The organism is Acinetobacter sp. SwsAc5 (genome assembly GCF_013391485.1).
Lineage (GTDB): Bacteria > Pseudomonadota > Gammaproteobacteria > Pseudomonadales > Moraxellaceae > Acinetobacter > Acinetobacter towneri.
Genome location: NZ_JACAXD010000002.1, coordinates 20,972 through 36,009, shown reverse-complemented (window position 1 = coordinate 36,009; position 15,038 = coordinate 20,972). Strand labels below are relative to the sequence as shown.

13 protein-coding genes are annotated in these 15,038 nt (G+C 41.2%); 6 read left to right on the top strand and 7 right to left on the bottom strand.

The window, feature by feature from the left end; translation table 11 throughout:
* Nucleotides 1-21 precede the first annotated feature (21 nt).
* Entirely contained in the window at nt 22-468 is a 447-nt protein-coding gene (locus tag HYG89_RS01380; RefSeq protein WP_004973247.1) for a universal stress protein, read from the bottom strand.
* A gap of 50 nt (nt 469-518) precedes the next feature.
* Complete coding sequence (locus tag HYG89_RS01375; protein WP_178318668.1) at nt 519-968, bottom strand: universal stress protein; 450 nt, start codon at nt 966-968, stop codon at nt 519-521.
* A gap of 562 nt (nt 969-1,530) precedes the next feature.
* Here HYG89_RS01375 and HYG89_RS01370 point away from each other — a divergent pair.
* Entirely contained in the window at nt 1,531-2,517 is a 987-nt protein-coding gene (locus tag HYG89_RS01370) for an alpha/beta hydrolase (protein ID WP_178865884.1), read from the top strand.
* A gap of 30 nt (nt 2,518-2,547) precedes the next feature.
* Here HYG89_RS01370 and HYG89_RS01365 read toward each other — a convergent pair whose 3' ends face one another.
* The 4 genes from HYG89_RS01365 to HYG89_RS01350 all read right to left on the bottom strand — a co-directional run bounded on the left by HYG89_RS01365 (nt 2,548) and on the right by HYG89_RS01350 (nt 6,547).
* Complete coding sequence (locus tag HYG89_RS01365; RefSeq protein ID WP_178865750.1) at nt 2,548-3,738, bottom strand: benzoate/H(+) symporter BenE family transporter; 1,191 nt, start codon at nt 3,736-3,738, stop codon at nt 2,548-2,550.
* Between the two features lie 83 nt (nt 3,739-3,821).
* A complete protein-coding gene (leuE, locus tag HYG89_RS01360; RefSeq protein ID WP_178865748.1) occupies nt 3,822-4,484 on the bottom strand; it encodes a leucine efflux protein LeuE in 663 nt (220 codons plus the stop codon).
* A gap of 96 nt (nt 4,485-4,580) precedes the next feature.
* On the bottom strand, nt 4,581-5,567 hold the full coding sequence (tal, locus tag HYG89_RS01355) for a transaldolase (RefSeq protein WP_136144603.1): 987 nt from the start codon (nt 5,565-5,567) through the stop codon (nt 4,581-4,583).
* A gap of 89 nt (nt 5,568-5,656) precedes the next feature.
* Nucleotides 5,657-6,547 carry a LysR family transcriptional regulator gene (locus HYG89_RS01350; RefSeq protein ID WP_004973259.1) on the bottom strand — a complete coding sequence of 297 codons (891 nt, stop codon included), beginning with the start codon at nt 6,545-6,547 and terminating at the stop codon, nt 5,657-5,659.
* A gap of 107 nt (nt 6,548-6,654) precedes the next feature.
* On the opposite strand from HYG89_RS01350, the gene aceI reads away from it, so the two are divergent.
* On the top strand, nt 6,655-7,086 hold the full coding sequence (gene aceI, locus HYG89_RS01345) for a chlorhexidine efflux PACE transporter AceI (protein WP_178865746.1): 432 nt from the start codon (nt 6,655-6,657) through the stop codon (nt 7,084-7,086).
* A 109-nt stretch (nt 7,087-7,195) separates the two neighbouring features.
* Here aceI and HYG89_RS01340 read toward each other — a convergent pair whose 3' ends face one another.
* Nucleotides 7,196-8,707 (bottom strand): acetyl-CoA C-acetyltransferase, encoded by a 1,512-nt coding sequence (locus tag HYG89_RS01340; RefSeq protein ID WP_178865744.1) that lies wholly within the window; start codon nt 8,705-8,707, stop codon nt 7,196-7,198.
* Nucleotides 8,708-8,946: 239 nt separating this feature from the next.
* Between HYG89_RS01340 and HYG89_RS01335 the strand changes: the two genes are divergently transcribed.
* The 4 genes from HYG89_RS01335 to dnaX all read left to right on the top strand — a co-directional run bounded on the left by HYG89_RS01335 (nt 8,947) and on the right by dnaX (nt 15,031).
* Complete coding sequence (locus tag HYG89_RS01335) at nt 8,947-10,338, top strand: 3-oxoacyl-ACP reductase (protein WP_178865742.1); 1,392 nt, start codon at nt 8,947-8,949, stop codon at nt 10,336-10,338.
* 141 nt (nt 10,339-10,479) lie between these two features.
* Nucleotides 10,480-11,334: a MaoC/PaaZ C-terminal domain-containing protein gene (locus HYG89_RS01330; RefSeq protein ID WP_178865740.1), complete on the top strand. Its 855-nt coding sequence runs from the start codon at nt 10,480-10,482 to the stop codon at nt 11,332-11,334.
* A gap of 89 nt (nt 11,335-11,423) precedes the next feature.
* Nucleotides 11,424-12,710, top strand: coding sequence for a serine hydrolase (locus tag HYG89_RS01325; RefSeq protein ID WP_178865738.1), 1,287 nt, complete (start codon nt 11,424-11,426; stop codon nt 12,708-12,710).
* Between the two features lie 65 nt (nt 12,711-12,775).
* On the top strand, nt 12,776-15,031 hold the full coding sequence (gene dnaX / locus HYG89_RS01320) for a DNA polymerase III subunit gamma/tau (protein WP_178865736.1): 2,256 nt from the start codon (nt 12,776-12,778) through the stop codon (nt 15,029-15,031).
* Nucleotides 15,032-15,038: the final 7 nt, after the last annotated feature.

Sequence of the window (15,038 nt, the reverse complement as noted above, 5' to 3'; positions counted from 1 at the left end):
CAGAGCACAGTCAGTATTGAATTAAACCTTAACAATCAAAACAGGAACAGGGGACTGAGTCAGTACGTTTTGAGCAACGCTACCGAGCATCATCTTTTTCACGCCAGTACGGCCATGCGAACCCATAATAATCAGGTCAGCACCAATTTCATTGGCAATTTGTACAATCCCTTCAGAGGCTGCAACACCGCGGATAATTTTGGTATCTACCGAAATACCTTCACGGCTAAACGATTGCTGAATTTCAGCCAAACGATTTTGTGCATTTTGTTCAGCCTGCATGAAATAATCGGTAATTGCTGGTGCAACTTTGTAGAAGTCCACGCCTACAAAAGGATCAACTGCAATTACACTCATAATAGTAACAGGGCAATTTAGATCTTTTGCCAATGAAAGTGCTTGTTCGGCTGCAGCATAAGACATAGGTGACTCATCTACTGGAACAAGTAAGTGTTTATAAGTGGTCATGGCAAATCCTTATTTAAAATTTATGATGAAAATATGGTTTAAATTTGTGATTAAGCTTTCACTACAAGTACAGGTAATTCTGTATGGCGTAATACGTCTGTGGCAAAACTACCCAATAATAATTTTTGGAAACCTTTACGACCATGTGAACCCATCACAATCACATCAGCATTTAAGTCTTTCGCTGTTTTAATTACACCTTCAGCAGATACCAAACCCTCAACCACACGAGTTTCTGCATTTACACCCACCGCTTGCGCAATTTCATCTGCTTCTTTTAATGCTTTTTGTGCATTGGCTGTCGCTTGCACAAAGTATTCTTTCATAATGGCAGATGAATAGTTATAGTAAAAGTCCGAATCGGTAAATGGGTCTTCCGCAACAAGGCTAATTAAGGTGAGTTTGCTGTTAAATACTTTGGCAATTTCAGCTGCATGTTTGACCGCTGAAAAAGAAATTTGTGAACCATCTACAGGGACTAAAATATTTTGGTACGACATGCGGGTAACTCCAGAAATTATGATTATGTGCCTTACACTTTATTGATAGCATATAGTCTATACAGGTTCAATTTAAAATCTGAAAAAAGATTGATAATTCATTTAATTACCCGCCAAATTTGCTGAAATAAAAGATAAGCTGAAGATGATGAAATTGCTCAACTCAACGGCAAGGCTATACGATAAAATAAGCTGCTAAATTTGCAAAAATAAATAGGGTCTGTTGATATTTCATAAATGGCTTGTGCGGTAGGCTAAAACTGAGCAGATCAGGCATGAAACGCAAGGAATAGCGAGACTATTGCTAAGTTTCATAACGCAATCTGAGAAAGTTTTAGCCACAGCCTTTCAGGACGAGCATATTTTTTGCTGCTATTGCGTTATGAGTCAGTCATTTAGAATGACTAAATTTCCTGCCTCATGCCTTATATCAGCTAAAAAATATGCATCGTCGCAAACATAGACGAAGTATCAACAGACCCTGGATCCTAATATTTTGAATAACTTGGGTTTGAATTGTGCCTATGAATCTTGAGGGAATTGTGGTTTGAAATTATTTTGGATGTTGCTGTGTTTTATATTGTTAAGTGCTTGTCAAACCACGCAGCAGAACAGTCGAATCATTGCTGGTGCATTTAATCTCACCACAGGCTTGCAGCAAAAAATCATGGATCGCTATGCACCCAAAAACATACAAGTGCAACATGATATTGTGTATGCCACGCAGCCCAATTTGAGTTTTGACTTGTATCAAGACAGTCAATTGCAAGATTTAGCTGCACGCCCGACAATTGTCTGGATTCATGGTGGTGGCTGGATTGCAGGTTCAAAAGCCCACGCACGTGGCTATTTTAAATTATTAGCCGCGCAGGGCTTTAATGTAATTGCCGTACAATATCAATTTGCCCCGCATGCAACTTATCCTACTCAGTTGCAACAAATTGATCAGGTTTTAAATTACATCACGCAACATGCAGAAAAATATCAGCTTAATCCACAACAATTATATTTAGCAGGCGATTCTGCAGGGGCGAATTTAGCTAGCCATTATGCCGCATTATTGAGTAATCCTGCATTTGCACAGCAGTCTAATTTACAGCCGACTATTCAGCACAAACAACTTAAAGGGCTGATTTTGCACTGCGGGATTTATGATCTAAAAGCGTTTGTTGAAACTGCGCCAGATGAAATGAATATCGTAGAGTGGGGTGTTTATAATTTGGTGCAGGCTTACACGGGAGATCGGAAACAGGACAGTGAATTTCTGAAGAATATTTCGCCTATTCAACATTTAACGGCAAACTATCCTGCGGTATTTATCAGTGGTGGTAACAAAGACTTTTTAACAGAAACTCAATCTATGCCGATGCTGCATGCTTTACAGCAACAGCAGATTCCTGTGACGACAGCATTTTATCCAGATACAAAAGCATGGTTAATTCACGAATATCAATTTTTTATGCACCAAAAAGAAAGCCAGCAAACTTTTGCTAAAACAGTAGAATTTATCCGAAGCACAGCAGACCCTAATGTATCGCTCATACAATAAATCAATACGATGCTTCAGAAAAAGTGTTTTTTAACTGCTTAAGTTATTTAGCTTTTGCTGTTTAAACTTTAAAACTGCCAAAACCACACAACCAAAAATCAGTCCCCAAAATGCAGAACCAATACCAAAAAACTGCACCCCAGAAGCACTAAATAAAAAGGTCAATAAAGCAGCTTCACGTTCTGCAACCTGCTGAAAAGCGAGGGCGATGTTGTGTCCAATGGTGCCAAGCAGTGCAATTCCTGCCAAAGCTGTAATAAAAACAGCAGGGAATGCCATCAGCAAACTGGTAAGCGTTGCCGCAAATATCCCCATCAAGATATAAAACAAACCGCAGCTAATTCCCGCAATATAGCGCTTACTGGCATCGGGATGCGATTGATCATCTAAGCTAATCGCAGCACTGATGGATGCGATATTGACACTAAAACATCCAAATGGTGCAAAAATAGCTTGTGCTGTGCCTGTCCAACCAATTAAGTGACGTACATTCGGGTTAAAACCATAGCTTTTGATCATGGCAAGACCGGGTAAATATTGCGACGCCATATTAATGACAAACAAAGGCAGGGCTAAACCTAAAATAGCAGACCAACTTAGTTCAGGTTGCATCCAAACTGGTTGTGCAATACTCCATTGCACACTCGGCATTTGAAATTGTAAGAAGATTGGGCATAACGCGACACCAATCAATACAGTTAAAACAATGCTATAACGTGGGCTAAATCGTTTTGCCAATACATAAGCCGCCAATAAAGACAAAATAAATGCCCATGCTTCTTGCAGACTGGTAAATAGGGCAATTCCAAATTTAAGCAGCACACCTGCCAACATGGCGCTGGTTAAACTCTGTGGAATATAAGTCAGTACCTTTTCAAAAATACCTAAAAAGCCAAGCACTGCTGTGAGTACGCCACAAAATAAAAATGCGCCAATTGCTTCGTGTAAGCTATAACCGCTGCCCGTGGCGATAATCAGTGCCAAGCCTGCGGTAGACCATGAGGTCGCCACAGGATATTTAAATTTCCAAGATAAAATCAGCCCGCTTAGACCAATACCTAAACCCAACGCGCAAAACCAAGAGCTGATTTGCTCAGCACTTGCGCCTAAAATTTGTGCTGCCTGAATGACTAAAACCGCGGAAACACTAATACCGACCAAGAAGGTAATAAAACCTGCAAATACTGCAGGCACAGAGAAGTCATTTAAAAGTTTTTGCATGCTTTCTTAGACATATTTTCTATAATTTATGAACAGATCATACACATTTGAACAAATAGTCAAAAGTGTTTTTTATACTTTTTTTATAGCGTTGAGCTTGCCAGTCTAAAGCCAAAACCGCAGAACAAAATACCAATGCTTGCAACGCAAATGGCTGCAATTTTATAGCGTTGATTGAAATAACTGGCTAATTTGACTCCTGAAAAAATCAAGATAGATAAATAACCCATGCTAATGATTTGTAGGACGATGGCTAAAACAGCAAAGCTCAGCATCGGGTAGGTGTAATCAGGATTGACGAATTGCACAAAAAAAGACAAATAAAACAAAATTGCTTTTGGGTTAATAACGCTAATCATTAAAGCAGTTCGGTAGGGATGAACCCGTTCAGTTGTATTGCTCGTTGCTGTTGTAGAAAGATTGGCGTGCGAAGTTCTGGTTTGTGGAAACCATGTTTTATAGGCTGCAATCAGTAGTTTAATACCTAAATAGCCTAAGTAGAGCGTACCAACCACTTTTAATAAGGTGAATAGCCATGGAAAAGCATGCAATAATGAGGCTGCCCCTAAAATGGTGCACACAATTAAAATCAGATCACCCGTAAATACACCGAAAGCAGCTGCATAGCCTGTGCGTATCCCAAAGCGTGAAGCCACTGACATGACATAGAGTGAGTTTGGGCCAGGCAAGAGCACAATTAAGGTTGTGCCAATTATAAAAGTGCTGAGGTCACTAATACCAAACACGCAAACTCACCTAAATAAAAACCGATGTTGCAGTATAACAACATCGGTTTTGTGGCTTAGTAAAAATTTTGGAATTTTACTGGGATAGGTTAAAGCTTAAGCTTTAATCTCTGCATCTAAGCCGAAAGACTGGCGTAATAGGGTGGCAAGTTGCTCACGCGCTTTAATAAAGCCATCAATGCCGCCTTGTAACAATTGGAACGCCATCAAATCTGCCTCAAGTTGCGCTTTGAATTGTTCCTTTTCAATTGCTGCCAGTGGTTCAGCTTGAACTTGAATGCCATTGGTCGATAACGCTGCAGCGACTTCTCGTTCATCAGCTTCAAGTTCTGCCAATAAATTTGGTGCAACGGTCAATAAATCACAACCAGCTAAAGCCAAAACCTGATCAATACTACGGAAACTCGCGCCCATAATTTCAGTTTGTACTTGATGCTGTTTATAGAATTGATAAATTTTCTTCACCGAAAGTACACCCGGATCTTTTTCAATAGGGTAGTACATGACATTTTCAGCTTTTTTATACCAATCTAAAATACGACCCACAAATGGTGAAATCAACGTCACTTTGGCATCTGCACAAGCATGTGCCTGATGTAAACCAAACAACAAGGTTAAATTGGTGTGAATGCCTTCAGCTTCCAACACTTTCGCCGCTTGAATGCCTTCCCATGTCGATGCAATCTTAATCAAAATGCGGTCTGAATGAACACCATAAGCTTGGTACAGCGCTAAAAGTTCTTTGGCTTTGGCAATGGTCGCATCAGTGTCATAAGACAAAGAGGCATCCACCTCAGTCGAAACACGACCTTCAATCAGCTTTAAAATTTCTACACCAAATTTGACCGTTAAAATATCAATGCTGCGCTCAACCAATAGATCATTTGTATAACCTTCAGCTTTGGCTTGCTCAAATGCAGCTTCAATCAACGCTTTATTTTCAGGTTGATTTGCAGCCGCCGTAATGAGTGATGGGTTGGTGGTCGCATCCAAAGGACGAAACTTTTCAATCGCAGCCAAGTCACTACTATCTGCAACAATGGTGGTTAAGTTTTTTAGTTGATTTAAGGCTGTCTGTGTCATTCGAGATCTAGTTCTTAGGTTATTGCTTATACATTCAGTTATATCACAAACAGCTTTTAACCCAAGTACCAAGTAAGAGGGTTTGTGGATTATTTACCAGTTTTTCTCAGATTTCGGACGTGATTAATCAAAAAATGAGCAGCAGCGCCCAATTGATGTTCTCGGCTCCAGACCAAATCGACAAAATATTCAAATTTTGGGGTGAAATCTAGCAGCTGTAAAATTTTTAATTCGTGTTGTAGTTCAGGATGTTCATTCAGCATTTCCAAGGGCAAGACACCCCAGCCTAAACCCTGCTTAATCATACTGCAGGCAGAATGATGATTATCGGTACGCCAATAGTGCTTAGAAAATAACAACTCGGGTTTAATCTGCCGATCACGGCTCGCCACTACAATTTGCCGATTTTGTAAAATCTGTTCAAAACTGACTTGATCAGATTCAGCCAGCGGTGAATGTCGGGCAGCGACAGGCACTAAAATTTCACGTTTTAATTCCACAAATTGTTCACTGCTTTGTAATTGTTCGCGTTCAAACATAAAGGCCAAGTCCGCTGCTTGAGTCATGAGTAAATGCAGTGCATCTTCTTGTGGCGCAGAGAAAATATTGATCTGCAATTCAGGAAATTGCTGTTCTAGTAACACAATATAATCTGTCCAGCGAGTGTGTAGTAATTCAGACACCACCACAATATTTAAGTGTGCTTCCAGCCCAGAACTGAGCGCAAAAGCATGTTGTTTCCATTGCTTCATTTCTATGAGCAGTTGTTTGCTTTTTTCGTAAAGACTCTGCGCTTGTGGGGTAGGCAAAGGTTCACGCCCAATCCGTTCAAACAGTTTTAGGTCTAAATCAATTTCTAAATTAGCAATGGACATACTAATTGCCGAAGGCACCTTGCCCAATTGGCGTGCAGCTGCAGAAAAAGAACCCGTTTCCATGACGGTGATAAAAATAATCAGCTGATCTTGATTGATATTCATGGCTGAGCATTCGTTTTACTTTTCAATATTATTGATGGATTCTAACTCGATTGGTCAATTAAATGAAAATAAAATAAGCGGGGAAGGATAAGTATTTGAGTAAGCAGATGTTGATTTCCAAAAGAAGATGGGTACATGCCCTGAGTTATGAAGTGATTTTATTGGTCATCATTGCTTTGGCATTAAGTTATGTGTTTGAAATGCCAATGCAAGTGACAGGTGGTCTAGGCATTGCGATGGCGGTGACATCGGTGCTGTGGAATATGTTGTTTAATCATTATTTTGAAAAGTTTGAAGCAAAGCACCAATTACACAGAACTTTTAAAATACGTATTTTACATGCAATTGGTTTTGAAGGTGGCTTAATGCTCGCTACTATTCCAATGGTGGCATATGCCTTAGAAAAATCAATAATGCAGGCAATTTTGATTGATTTGCTGATGACGCTCAGTATTTTGCTCTATACCTTTATTTTTCAATATTGTTATGACCATATCGAAGCGAAATTGGGTTATGCTCCGCAACATTCAGTCAGATAAAACGCTAGTGGCTAATTAAAAGTGAGCTGCTATAAATTAAGCGCTATAAAAAAGCCACCTGAGCGAATCAAGTGGCTTTTATTGCTATCTAAATTGGAACTAGGCAGAATTATTTTTCAATAATGGCTGTTACACCTTGACCGCCTGCTGCACAGATTGACACCAATACGCGACCTGAACCTTTTTGATTCAGAAGTTTCGCCGCAGTGGCAAGAATACGTCCGCCTGTTGCTGCAAATGGGTGACCTGCTGCCAAAGATGAACCTTTGACGTTCAGCTTGCTACGATCAATTGATCCTAAAGGTGCATCTAAACCTAAACGCTCTTTACAGAAGTTCGGATCTTCCCATGCTTTTAAGGTCGACAAGACTTGAGATGCAAACGCTTCGTGAATTTCGTAATAATCGAAGTCTTGTAATGTTAAACCAGCACGTTCAAGCATACGTGGAACAGCGTACGCAGGTGCCATCAACAAACCTTCTTTTTTGCCTACAAAATCAACTGCTGCAGTTTCTTGGAAAGTCAAATATGCCAAGACTTCGTGACCATTGGCTTTTGCCCATTCTTCAGAGGCAAGTAATACGCAAGATGCACCATCGGTTAGTGGAGTCGAGTTACCCGCCGTCATAGTGCGCGCGTCGCCTTTACCAAAAGCAGGTTTTAACTTCGCTAGTTTTTCTACAGTAGAATCTGCACGTAAGTTATTGTCACGTTCTAAACCTAAGAATGGCGTGATGAGATCATCAAAGAAACCTTCGTCATAGGCAGCTGCCATTTTTTGGTGAGATGAAGCTGCTAACTCATCCTGCGCTTCACGAGAGATGCCCCATTCCAACGTAGTAATGGCTTGGTGGTCGCCCATTGATAAACCTGTGCGTGGTTCACCGTTACGTGGCGCATCCATTAAATCTTTAATGTTGATTTTGGTTAATGCTTTTAAGCGGTCTTTACCTGTTTTTGCAATGTTGAGTTCAAGCAAAGCTTTACGTAAACCATCACCAAAGGCAATTGGTGCGTCAGAAGTAGTATCTACACCACCTGCGATACCTACATCAATTTGACCCAAAGCAATTTTATTGGCGACTAAAAATGCAGCTTGCAAACCAGTACCGCACGCCTGTTGTAAATCGTAAGCAGGTGTTTCAGGTGCAAGGGCAGTATTCAGTACGCACTCACGGGTCATATTGAAGTCACGGCTGTGTTTGAGTACTGCGCCAGCAACCACTTCACCTAAACGCTGACCTTGTAAATTGAAGCGTTCAACCAAGCCATTTAATGCTGCTGTAAACATATCTGTATTAGATGCAGTAAAGTAAGCGCCATTAGAACGTGCGAATGGAATACGGTTACCACCGATAATAGCAACGCGGCGAACAGTGTTTTGGCTCATAATTTTATCCTGTTGAACAGAGGTATTGGTATTAGATGGTGCTTTTGTTTGCGTTGAAGCAGTTGTTTTAGCACGGCTAGTCGTGCGGGTACGTGTAGTTTTTGTCGTACTCGTGTTGGAACGGGTTGCAGTGTTGCTACTTTTGCTTGTACGTTTAGCAGTTGATGTATTTGACACAGAATCCGTTGCAGAATTTTCCACTGCTGGATTTTCTTGAGTTGTTTTGCTCATAAGGCTTTTCCAAGCATGTTAAGGGTCTACTTGATGCGTACATTAGCACAATAGTATGACAGCTGAATTGACTACAATGACATTGCAGAATGCATTCAGGTCAAGACATCTGATAATTAACTCAAGTATGATTTAGCACAAACGGGTAACGCTATTGAAATGTGGGCATTTGGCATCATATTGATGTTAAAAGATATCGTGTAATCCATCAAAAAATGAATTTATGAGAGATAATAATCATGACTGATCAATACCAAACATTTGCAAAATCTCCTATTGGTAAATTTGTCATTAAAAATTTGGGTTTACCATCCCCAACTTTTTTAGATCGTTTCGAGTCTGCAACACCAGTGGTAAAAGGTGCAGTACTTTTAGGTGCAGCCCCTGCAAGTGATTTATCTGCTGAAATTGCACAGGTTTTAGCCAATGTACATGCCAATAGTTATGCAGGCAACAATGCAGAATTGCAACAAGCTGCGGCAAAAGTAGGTTTAAATTTAGGTGCGTTCAATTCGGGCGATAAAGAATCTAAATTTAAAGTGGTGGTGTTTGATGCTTCAGGTATTGAAAACTCAGAACAATTAAAAGCGCTTTATGATTTCTTTAACCCAATCGCACGTCAAATTCAGGCTTCTGGTCGCGTGGTGGTGATTGGTACTACACCAGAAACTGCAGGCAGTGTAAAAAAAGCCATTGCACAACGCGCTTTGGAAGGTTTTGTAAAATCGGTAGGCAAAGAATTTAAAAAAGGCATTGCGGCTAACTTAATTTATGTCGATCAAGGCGCAGGTGAAAACCTAGAATCAACTTTACGTTTTGCTATTTCTCCACGTTCAGCTTATGTGTCAGGTCAGGTGATCCGTGTCTCGAATGCTGCAACTGTAGAGGTAGATTGGGCAAAACCATTGGCAGGTAAAACTGCTGTAGTGACAGGTGCAAGCCGTGGTATTGGTGAAGCGATTGCGCATGTGTTGGCACGTGATGGTGCACACGTTATTTGCCTAGACGTTCCACAACAACAAGCAGATTTAGACCGTGTTGCTGCTGAAATTGGTGGTTCAACGCTAGCAATTGACATTACTGCTGCAGATGCAGGCGAGCAAATTAAAACAGCTGCCGCTGCGCAAGGTGGTTTGGATATTATTGTGCATAATGCGGGGATTACCCGTGACAAAACTTTGGCAAATATGAAACCAGAGCTTTGGGATTTAGTCATTAACATCAACTTGTCTGCAATTGAGCGTGTGAACGATTACTTATTGGCAAATGATGGTTTAAATGCCAATGGTCGTATCGTTTGCGTATCTTCAATTTCAGGTATTGCAGGCAACTTGGGTCAAACCAACTATGCAGCATCTAAAGCTGGCGTGATTGGTGTCGTGAAATTTACCGCACCTGTTTTAAACAACGGTATCACCATTAATGCGGTTGCACCGGGCTTTATTGAAACGCAAATGACTGCTGCAATTCCTTTTGCCATTCGTGAAGCAGGTCGTCGTATGAACTCTATGAGTCAGGGTGGTTTACCTGTAGACGTTGCAGAAACCATTGCTTACTTTGCTTCATCGGCATCGACAGGTATTAATGGTAACGTGGTACGTGTTTGTGGTCAAAGCTTGTTAGGGGCTTAACCCATTAAAGTCCTCTCCCTTAGGGAGAGGATTTAGGAGAGGGAGATAAGGGGATAGATTATTAACCCTTCTCTCTAGCTTTCTCCCAGCGGGAGAAAGAACTCCATTAAATAAATTAGAAAAACTTCTCAAAGGTTCAGTATGAATACTCGCCATTTTAGTCAACTTCCAAAACCCTATTTAGCCTATCCAAAAGTGATTCAGGGCTTAATTTTTAAAAAGCCAAAAGGTGAAAAAGTTCTGCCGCAAGTTGAATATGTGGTGGATTCATTCAAGGTCGATCAAAAGCACTTAAAAGCCTATAATGCAGTGACAGGTTTTAAAAATAACGGCTATATTCCTGCAATTTATTTGGCTGTATTGTCACAAAGTCTGCAAATGCACATGATGACCCAAGAAGCATTTCCATTTGCAATTTTGGGCTTGGTGCATATTCGTAACCAAGTCAAACAAAGCCGCAAAGTTGGGTTGAATGAACAACTGACTTTGTCGTGTAAATTTGGTGAATTGCAACCACATGATAAAGGCGTACAGTTTGATTTTATTACCACTGTTAAAGTAGGCAATGAGGTGGTGGTGGAAGGTTTAACCACGTATTTAGCACGTCAAAAAACCACCACTAAAGCTGCTGCAAAGCCTGCAGAAAGCAAAGCGCCAAACTATGCCGTTCAAGCTGAATGGGATATTTCTGAAAATACAGGTCGCCGTTATGCTTTAACGTCTGGCGATTTTAACTTAATTCATATCCACGCGATTACTGCAAAAGCATTTGGCTTTAAACAAGCGATTGCGCACGGCATGTGGAGCAAAGCCAAAGCCTTATCGAGTTTAACTTTGCCAGATGCTTATGAAGTCGATGTGTGGTTTAAGTTACCTATGTATTTGCCATCTAAAGTTGAGTTTTTAACTGCAATGGACGCTAAAAATACAGATTTTTTAATTCGTAACAGTAAAAACCAAAAACCGCATGTGACAGGTGTTGTCACCGCGCTTTAATTCAATGATCGAAAGCCCAGATTATTTAAATTTGGGCTTTTTATTTGCGCTAAACTTTTATTAACAAGAAAAACGAGATAAACAGGACGATGCAACATTTAAAGGATTATATTTTTGCTGAAACTGAAAATTATCGTGGATGGGTTGCGCCTGAATTTCATGATTTAGCGATGCAATTTAGCCGTTTGCAAAATGCACGTAGCCAACAGGGCGGGGCTGCTTTAGCGGTGTACTTTCAAGGTCAGAAAGTCGTCGATATTTACACAGGCAAAAAGTCGCCAGATGAAGACTGGCAAGCCGATACCTTATCGGTATGTTATTCCACAGGCAAAGGCGTACTAGCGACACTGGCACATATTTTAGTCAGTCACGGACTGGTCGATTACGATACTCCCATTTATATATACTGGCCTGAATTCGCCCAAAATGGCAAAGCATTGATGACCTTAAGGCATGTGCTGAGTCATCAAAGTGGTTTATATGACATCCGTAATATCATTGCCGATGCGACTGAAATGGCAGATTGGTCGCACATGCTGGATGTGTTGGCTCAAGCCAAGCCACGTTTTGATGTAGCAAGTGAGGCAGCGTATCAACCTTTAACTTTTGGCTGGCTGGTCGGTGGGATTTTAGAAAAAGCTACAGGTCAAACATTGGCTGAATTGATGCAGCAATACTTGGTTGAATCTTTGGCTTTGGATGGGGCGTATTTTGGTGTGCCTGCGTCTGAGCTTTCCCGTGTCGCACGACCATTTAAAACTGCTGTGACATCAGTGCAAACAGATTCATCACCCACAACTAAACAGACAGCTAAAGTTCAAAACCAAGCTAAATCGAGCAAACGTCCTGTATCAATATTCGATAAAGTCATTGCATGGAGTGGGCAAAATCCGCAAGACTTTCAGGATGGCATGATTCCCAAAGGCATGAAAAATTTTAGTTTTTTTAGTGATACTGGTTTGCAAGCTGTGATTCCTGCTGCCAATGGTGTATTTACTGCCCAAAGTTTGGCACGTATTTATGCCATGTTGGCGCAGGGTGGATCATGGCAGGGTCAGCAATTGGTTCAGCCTGAAGTTTTTCAGCAATTAAGCCAAGTGCAATATGTGCAGCGTGATCGGGTTATGCCTATCCCGATGCATTGGCGATTAGGCTATCACCGTGTATTAAGTTTGGGTAAGCGCTCTCACGGTTTTGGACACATGGGTTTTAATGGTTCAGGCGCGTGGTGTGATCCTGACCGTCAACTCAGTTTTGCCTATACCCATAATTTTGCTGCAGGTTCTTTAATTGGTGATTATCGACTTTGGGGACTGAGTCAGGAAGCCATTCGCTGTGCAGATCGGCAATTGCAAGGGCGTAAAGGCTGGTTTTAGGCGTGATTGTACGTTCACTCTTGTGCAAAAAAACAGTATGCTTAGACCTGTAAAAAGGAGCATTCATGTATCAGGTACTTGCGCGTAAATATCGTCCTCGTAATTTTAATGAATTGGTGGGACAAAACCATGTATCACGGGCATTGACCAGTGCTTTGGAACGTGGGCGTTTGCACCATGCTTATCTTTTTACGGGAACACGTGGTGTAGGTAAAACTACCATTGCGCGTATTTTGGCCAAATGCCTGAACTGTGAAACAGGCGTGACATCAACCCCATGTGAAGTGTGTCCAACCTGTACAGCAGTCAACGAAGGTCGTTTCATTGACTTGATCGAAATTGATGCGGCATCTCGCACCAAAGTTGAAGATACACGTGAGTTATTAGATAACGTACCGTATGCCCCGACGCAAGGTCGTTTCAAAGTTTACCTGATTGACGAAGTGCATATGCTGTCTACGCATTCGTTCAATGCTTTGCTAAAAACTTTGGAAGAACCGCCTGAGCATGTGAAGTTTCTGTTTGCGACCACAGACCCACAAAAACTCCCTATTACTGTGATTTCGCGCTGTTTGCAATTTACTTTGCGTCCATTGCAGGTCGATGAAATTACCAGTCATTTAACGGATATTTTAGCCAAAGAACAGATTGTTGCAGAGCAAGATGCAATTTGGCAGATTGCTGAATCTGCGCAAGGTTCTTTGCGTGATGCGATGTCTTTGACAGACCAAGCCATTGCTTATGGTCAGGGTGAAATTCATCATCAAGATGTTAAAGACATGTTGGGGCTGATTGACCGTACCATTATTTATGATTTGATTTTAGCGATTCATCAAAACCAGCAGCAGCGTGTGAGTCAGTTGTTATTGCAATTCAGACAGCAAGCTTTAGATGTGTCTTTGGTGCTGGATCAATTGATTTCGACACTGCACGAACTGGCAATCATGCAATATCTGCCAGATTTGAACCTGAAATACAGTGCTGAGATCAATCAAAAAATACAACAGCTTGCAGGACTGATCTCTGCACAAGATTTACAGTTGTATTATCAAATTGCTTGTAAAGGACGCGCCGATTTACAAATTGCCGTAACCCAAGAACAAGGCTTTGAAATGTGTGTACTGCGTTTACTGGCATTTCGACCTTTGCAAGCCAATGAAGTGTTGGTTGCTGCGCCACAAAATACTGCACAAACAGCGGCTTCCCAGCCAGTTGCTCAAATGGAGCAAACTCCACAAGCTGTGGCAACTCAAAATACAGCACAAGCGGAACAGCATGTAACTCAATTAGATGCGGTTGCAACACCTGATCTTGATGGATTTGACTATGAGGATGACGATTATTCAGAACACACCACGACACAAACCAGTGTTGCAGAACCTTCTTCAGATGATTTTTTAGATGAGGATGAGCCTGAAGCTTTAACACATCAAGATCAACAGTCGATTCAAGCGCAACAACCGACTCCGCAAGCGCTACACTCAACAGCTGCGATTTCACCAGAATCTATGTCAGAACCTGCAGTGAATGAAGAAACTGCAATACAGGCTGAGGATAAGCAATCTGAATCTATCGTGTTTGATCCAAATGCAGATGCACAATTGTTTGGTTTAGATGAAGATGCCTCATCGGTAAGCACTACATCTGATGTGCAAAGTCATGATGATTTTTTACTGGAAAGTTTTGATGCCGTTGCACCGTTAGGTGATCTTGCTGCATCAGCCGAAACATCGCTAGTTTCATCTACACTACAATCGAATAATGCTTCACCGTCAATTACACAAAATGTAAGTAATGCAGAAACCGCTTTATTTGATTTAGCAGCGACTGAAGTCGAACCGAATGTTGCCAGTGCGACAGCACAACCGCAGCAAACCATAGCATCTAATGCCGATGATCAATTAATGCCGCAGGATATTCTGCGTTTACAGCCGCAAGTTTTAGAAGGTGAGTGGACTTTAGACAAGTGGGAATATTGGTTTAGACACAGCGAGTTGTCACCTGCCGTGCAAGAATTGGCGCAGCATGGCGTAATGACGGGGCAGATTAATGCTGAATCGGTTTTTCATATTCCTGAGCAATATCAGCAGTTATTGACTCAACTGCAACATGCTTTAGAAAGTGCTTTAAAAGAACAGTGGAGTAAAACTCTGTTTAAAGTGCAATATGAAAATGTGGATGACACGACACCGTACATTTTGCAGCAACAGCGCAAACAACGCGCTTATCAACGGGCTGAAAATTTATTGCATCAAGAACCGATTGTGAAAGATATTTTGCAAAACTTTGATGGCGAATTACATAACATTCAGTTGAAATAACCTGTTG

Bases quoted from the DNA above. Each gene is read 5' to 3' on its own strand.
- HYG89_RS01380 (WP_004973247.1), bottom strand. From the start codon at position 468: ATGACCACTTATAAACACTTACTTGTTCCAGTAGATGAGTCACCTATG.
- HYG89_RS01375 (WP_178318668.1), bottom strand. From the start codon at position 968: ATGTCGTACCAAAATATTTTAGTCCCTGTAGATGGTTCACAAATTTCT.
- HYG89_RS01370 (WP_178865884.1), top strand. From the start codon at position 1,531: ATGTTGCTGTGTTTTATATTGTTAAGTGCTTGTCAAACCACGCAGCAG.
- HYG89_RS01365 (WP_178865750.1), bottom strand. From the start codon at position 3,738: ATGCAAAAACTTTTAAATGACTTCTCTGTGCCTGCAGTATTTGCAGGT.
- tal (WP_136144603.1), bottom strand. From the start codon at position 5,567: ATGACACAGACAGCCTTAAATCAACTAAAAAACTTAACCACCATTGTT.
- HYG89_RS01350 (WP_004973259.1), bottom strand. From the start codon at position 6,547: ATGAATATCAATCAAGATCAGCTGATTATTTTTATCACCGTCATGGAA.
- aceI (WP_178865746.1), top strand. From the start codon at position 6,655: ATGTTGATTTCCAAAAGAAGATGGGTACATGCCCTGAGTTATGAAGTG.
- HYG89_RS01340 (WP_178865744.1), bottom strand. From the start codon at position 8,707: ATGAGCAAAACAACTCAAGAAAATCCAGCAGTGGAAAATTCTGCAACG.
- HYG89_RS01335 (WP_178865742.1), top strand. From the start codon at position 8,947: ATGACTGATCAATACCAAACATTTGCAAAATCTCCTATTGGTAAATTT.
- HYG89_RS01330 (WP_178865740.1), top strand. From the start codon at position 10,480: ATGAATACTCGCCATTTTAGTCAACTTCCAAAACCCTATTTAGCCTAT.
- HYG89_RS01325 (WP_178865738.1), top strand. From the start codon at position 11,424: ATGCAACATTTAAAGGATTATATTTTTGCTGAAACTGAAAATTATCGT.
- dnaX (WP_178865736.1), top strand. From the start codon at position 12,776: ATGTATCAGGTACTTGCGCGTAAATATCGTCCTCGTAATTTTAATGAA.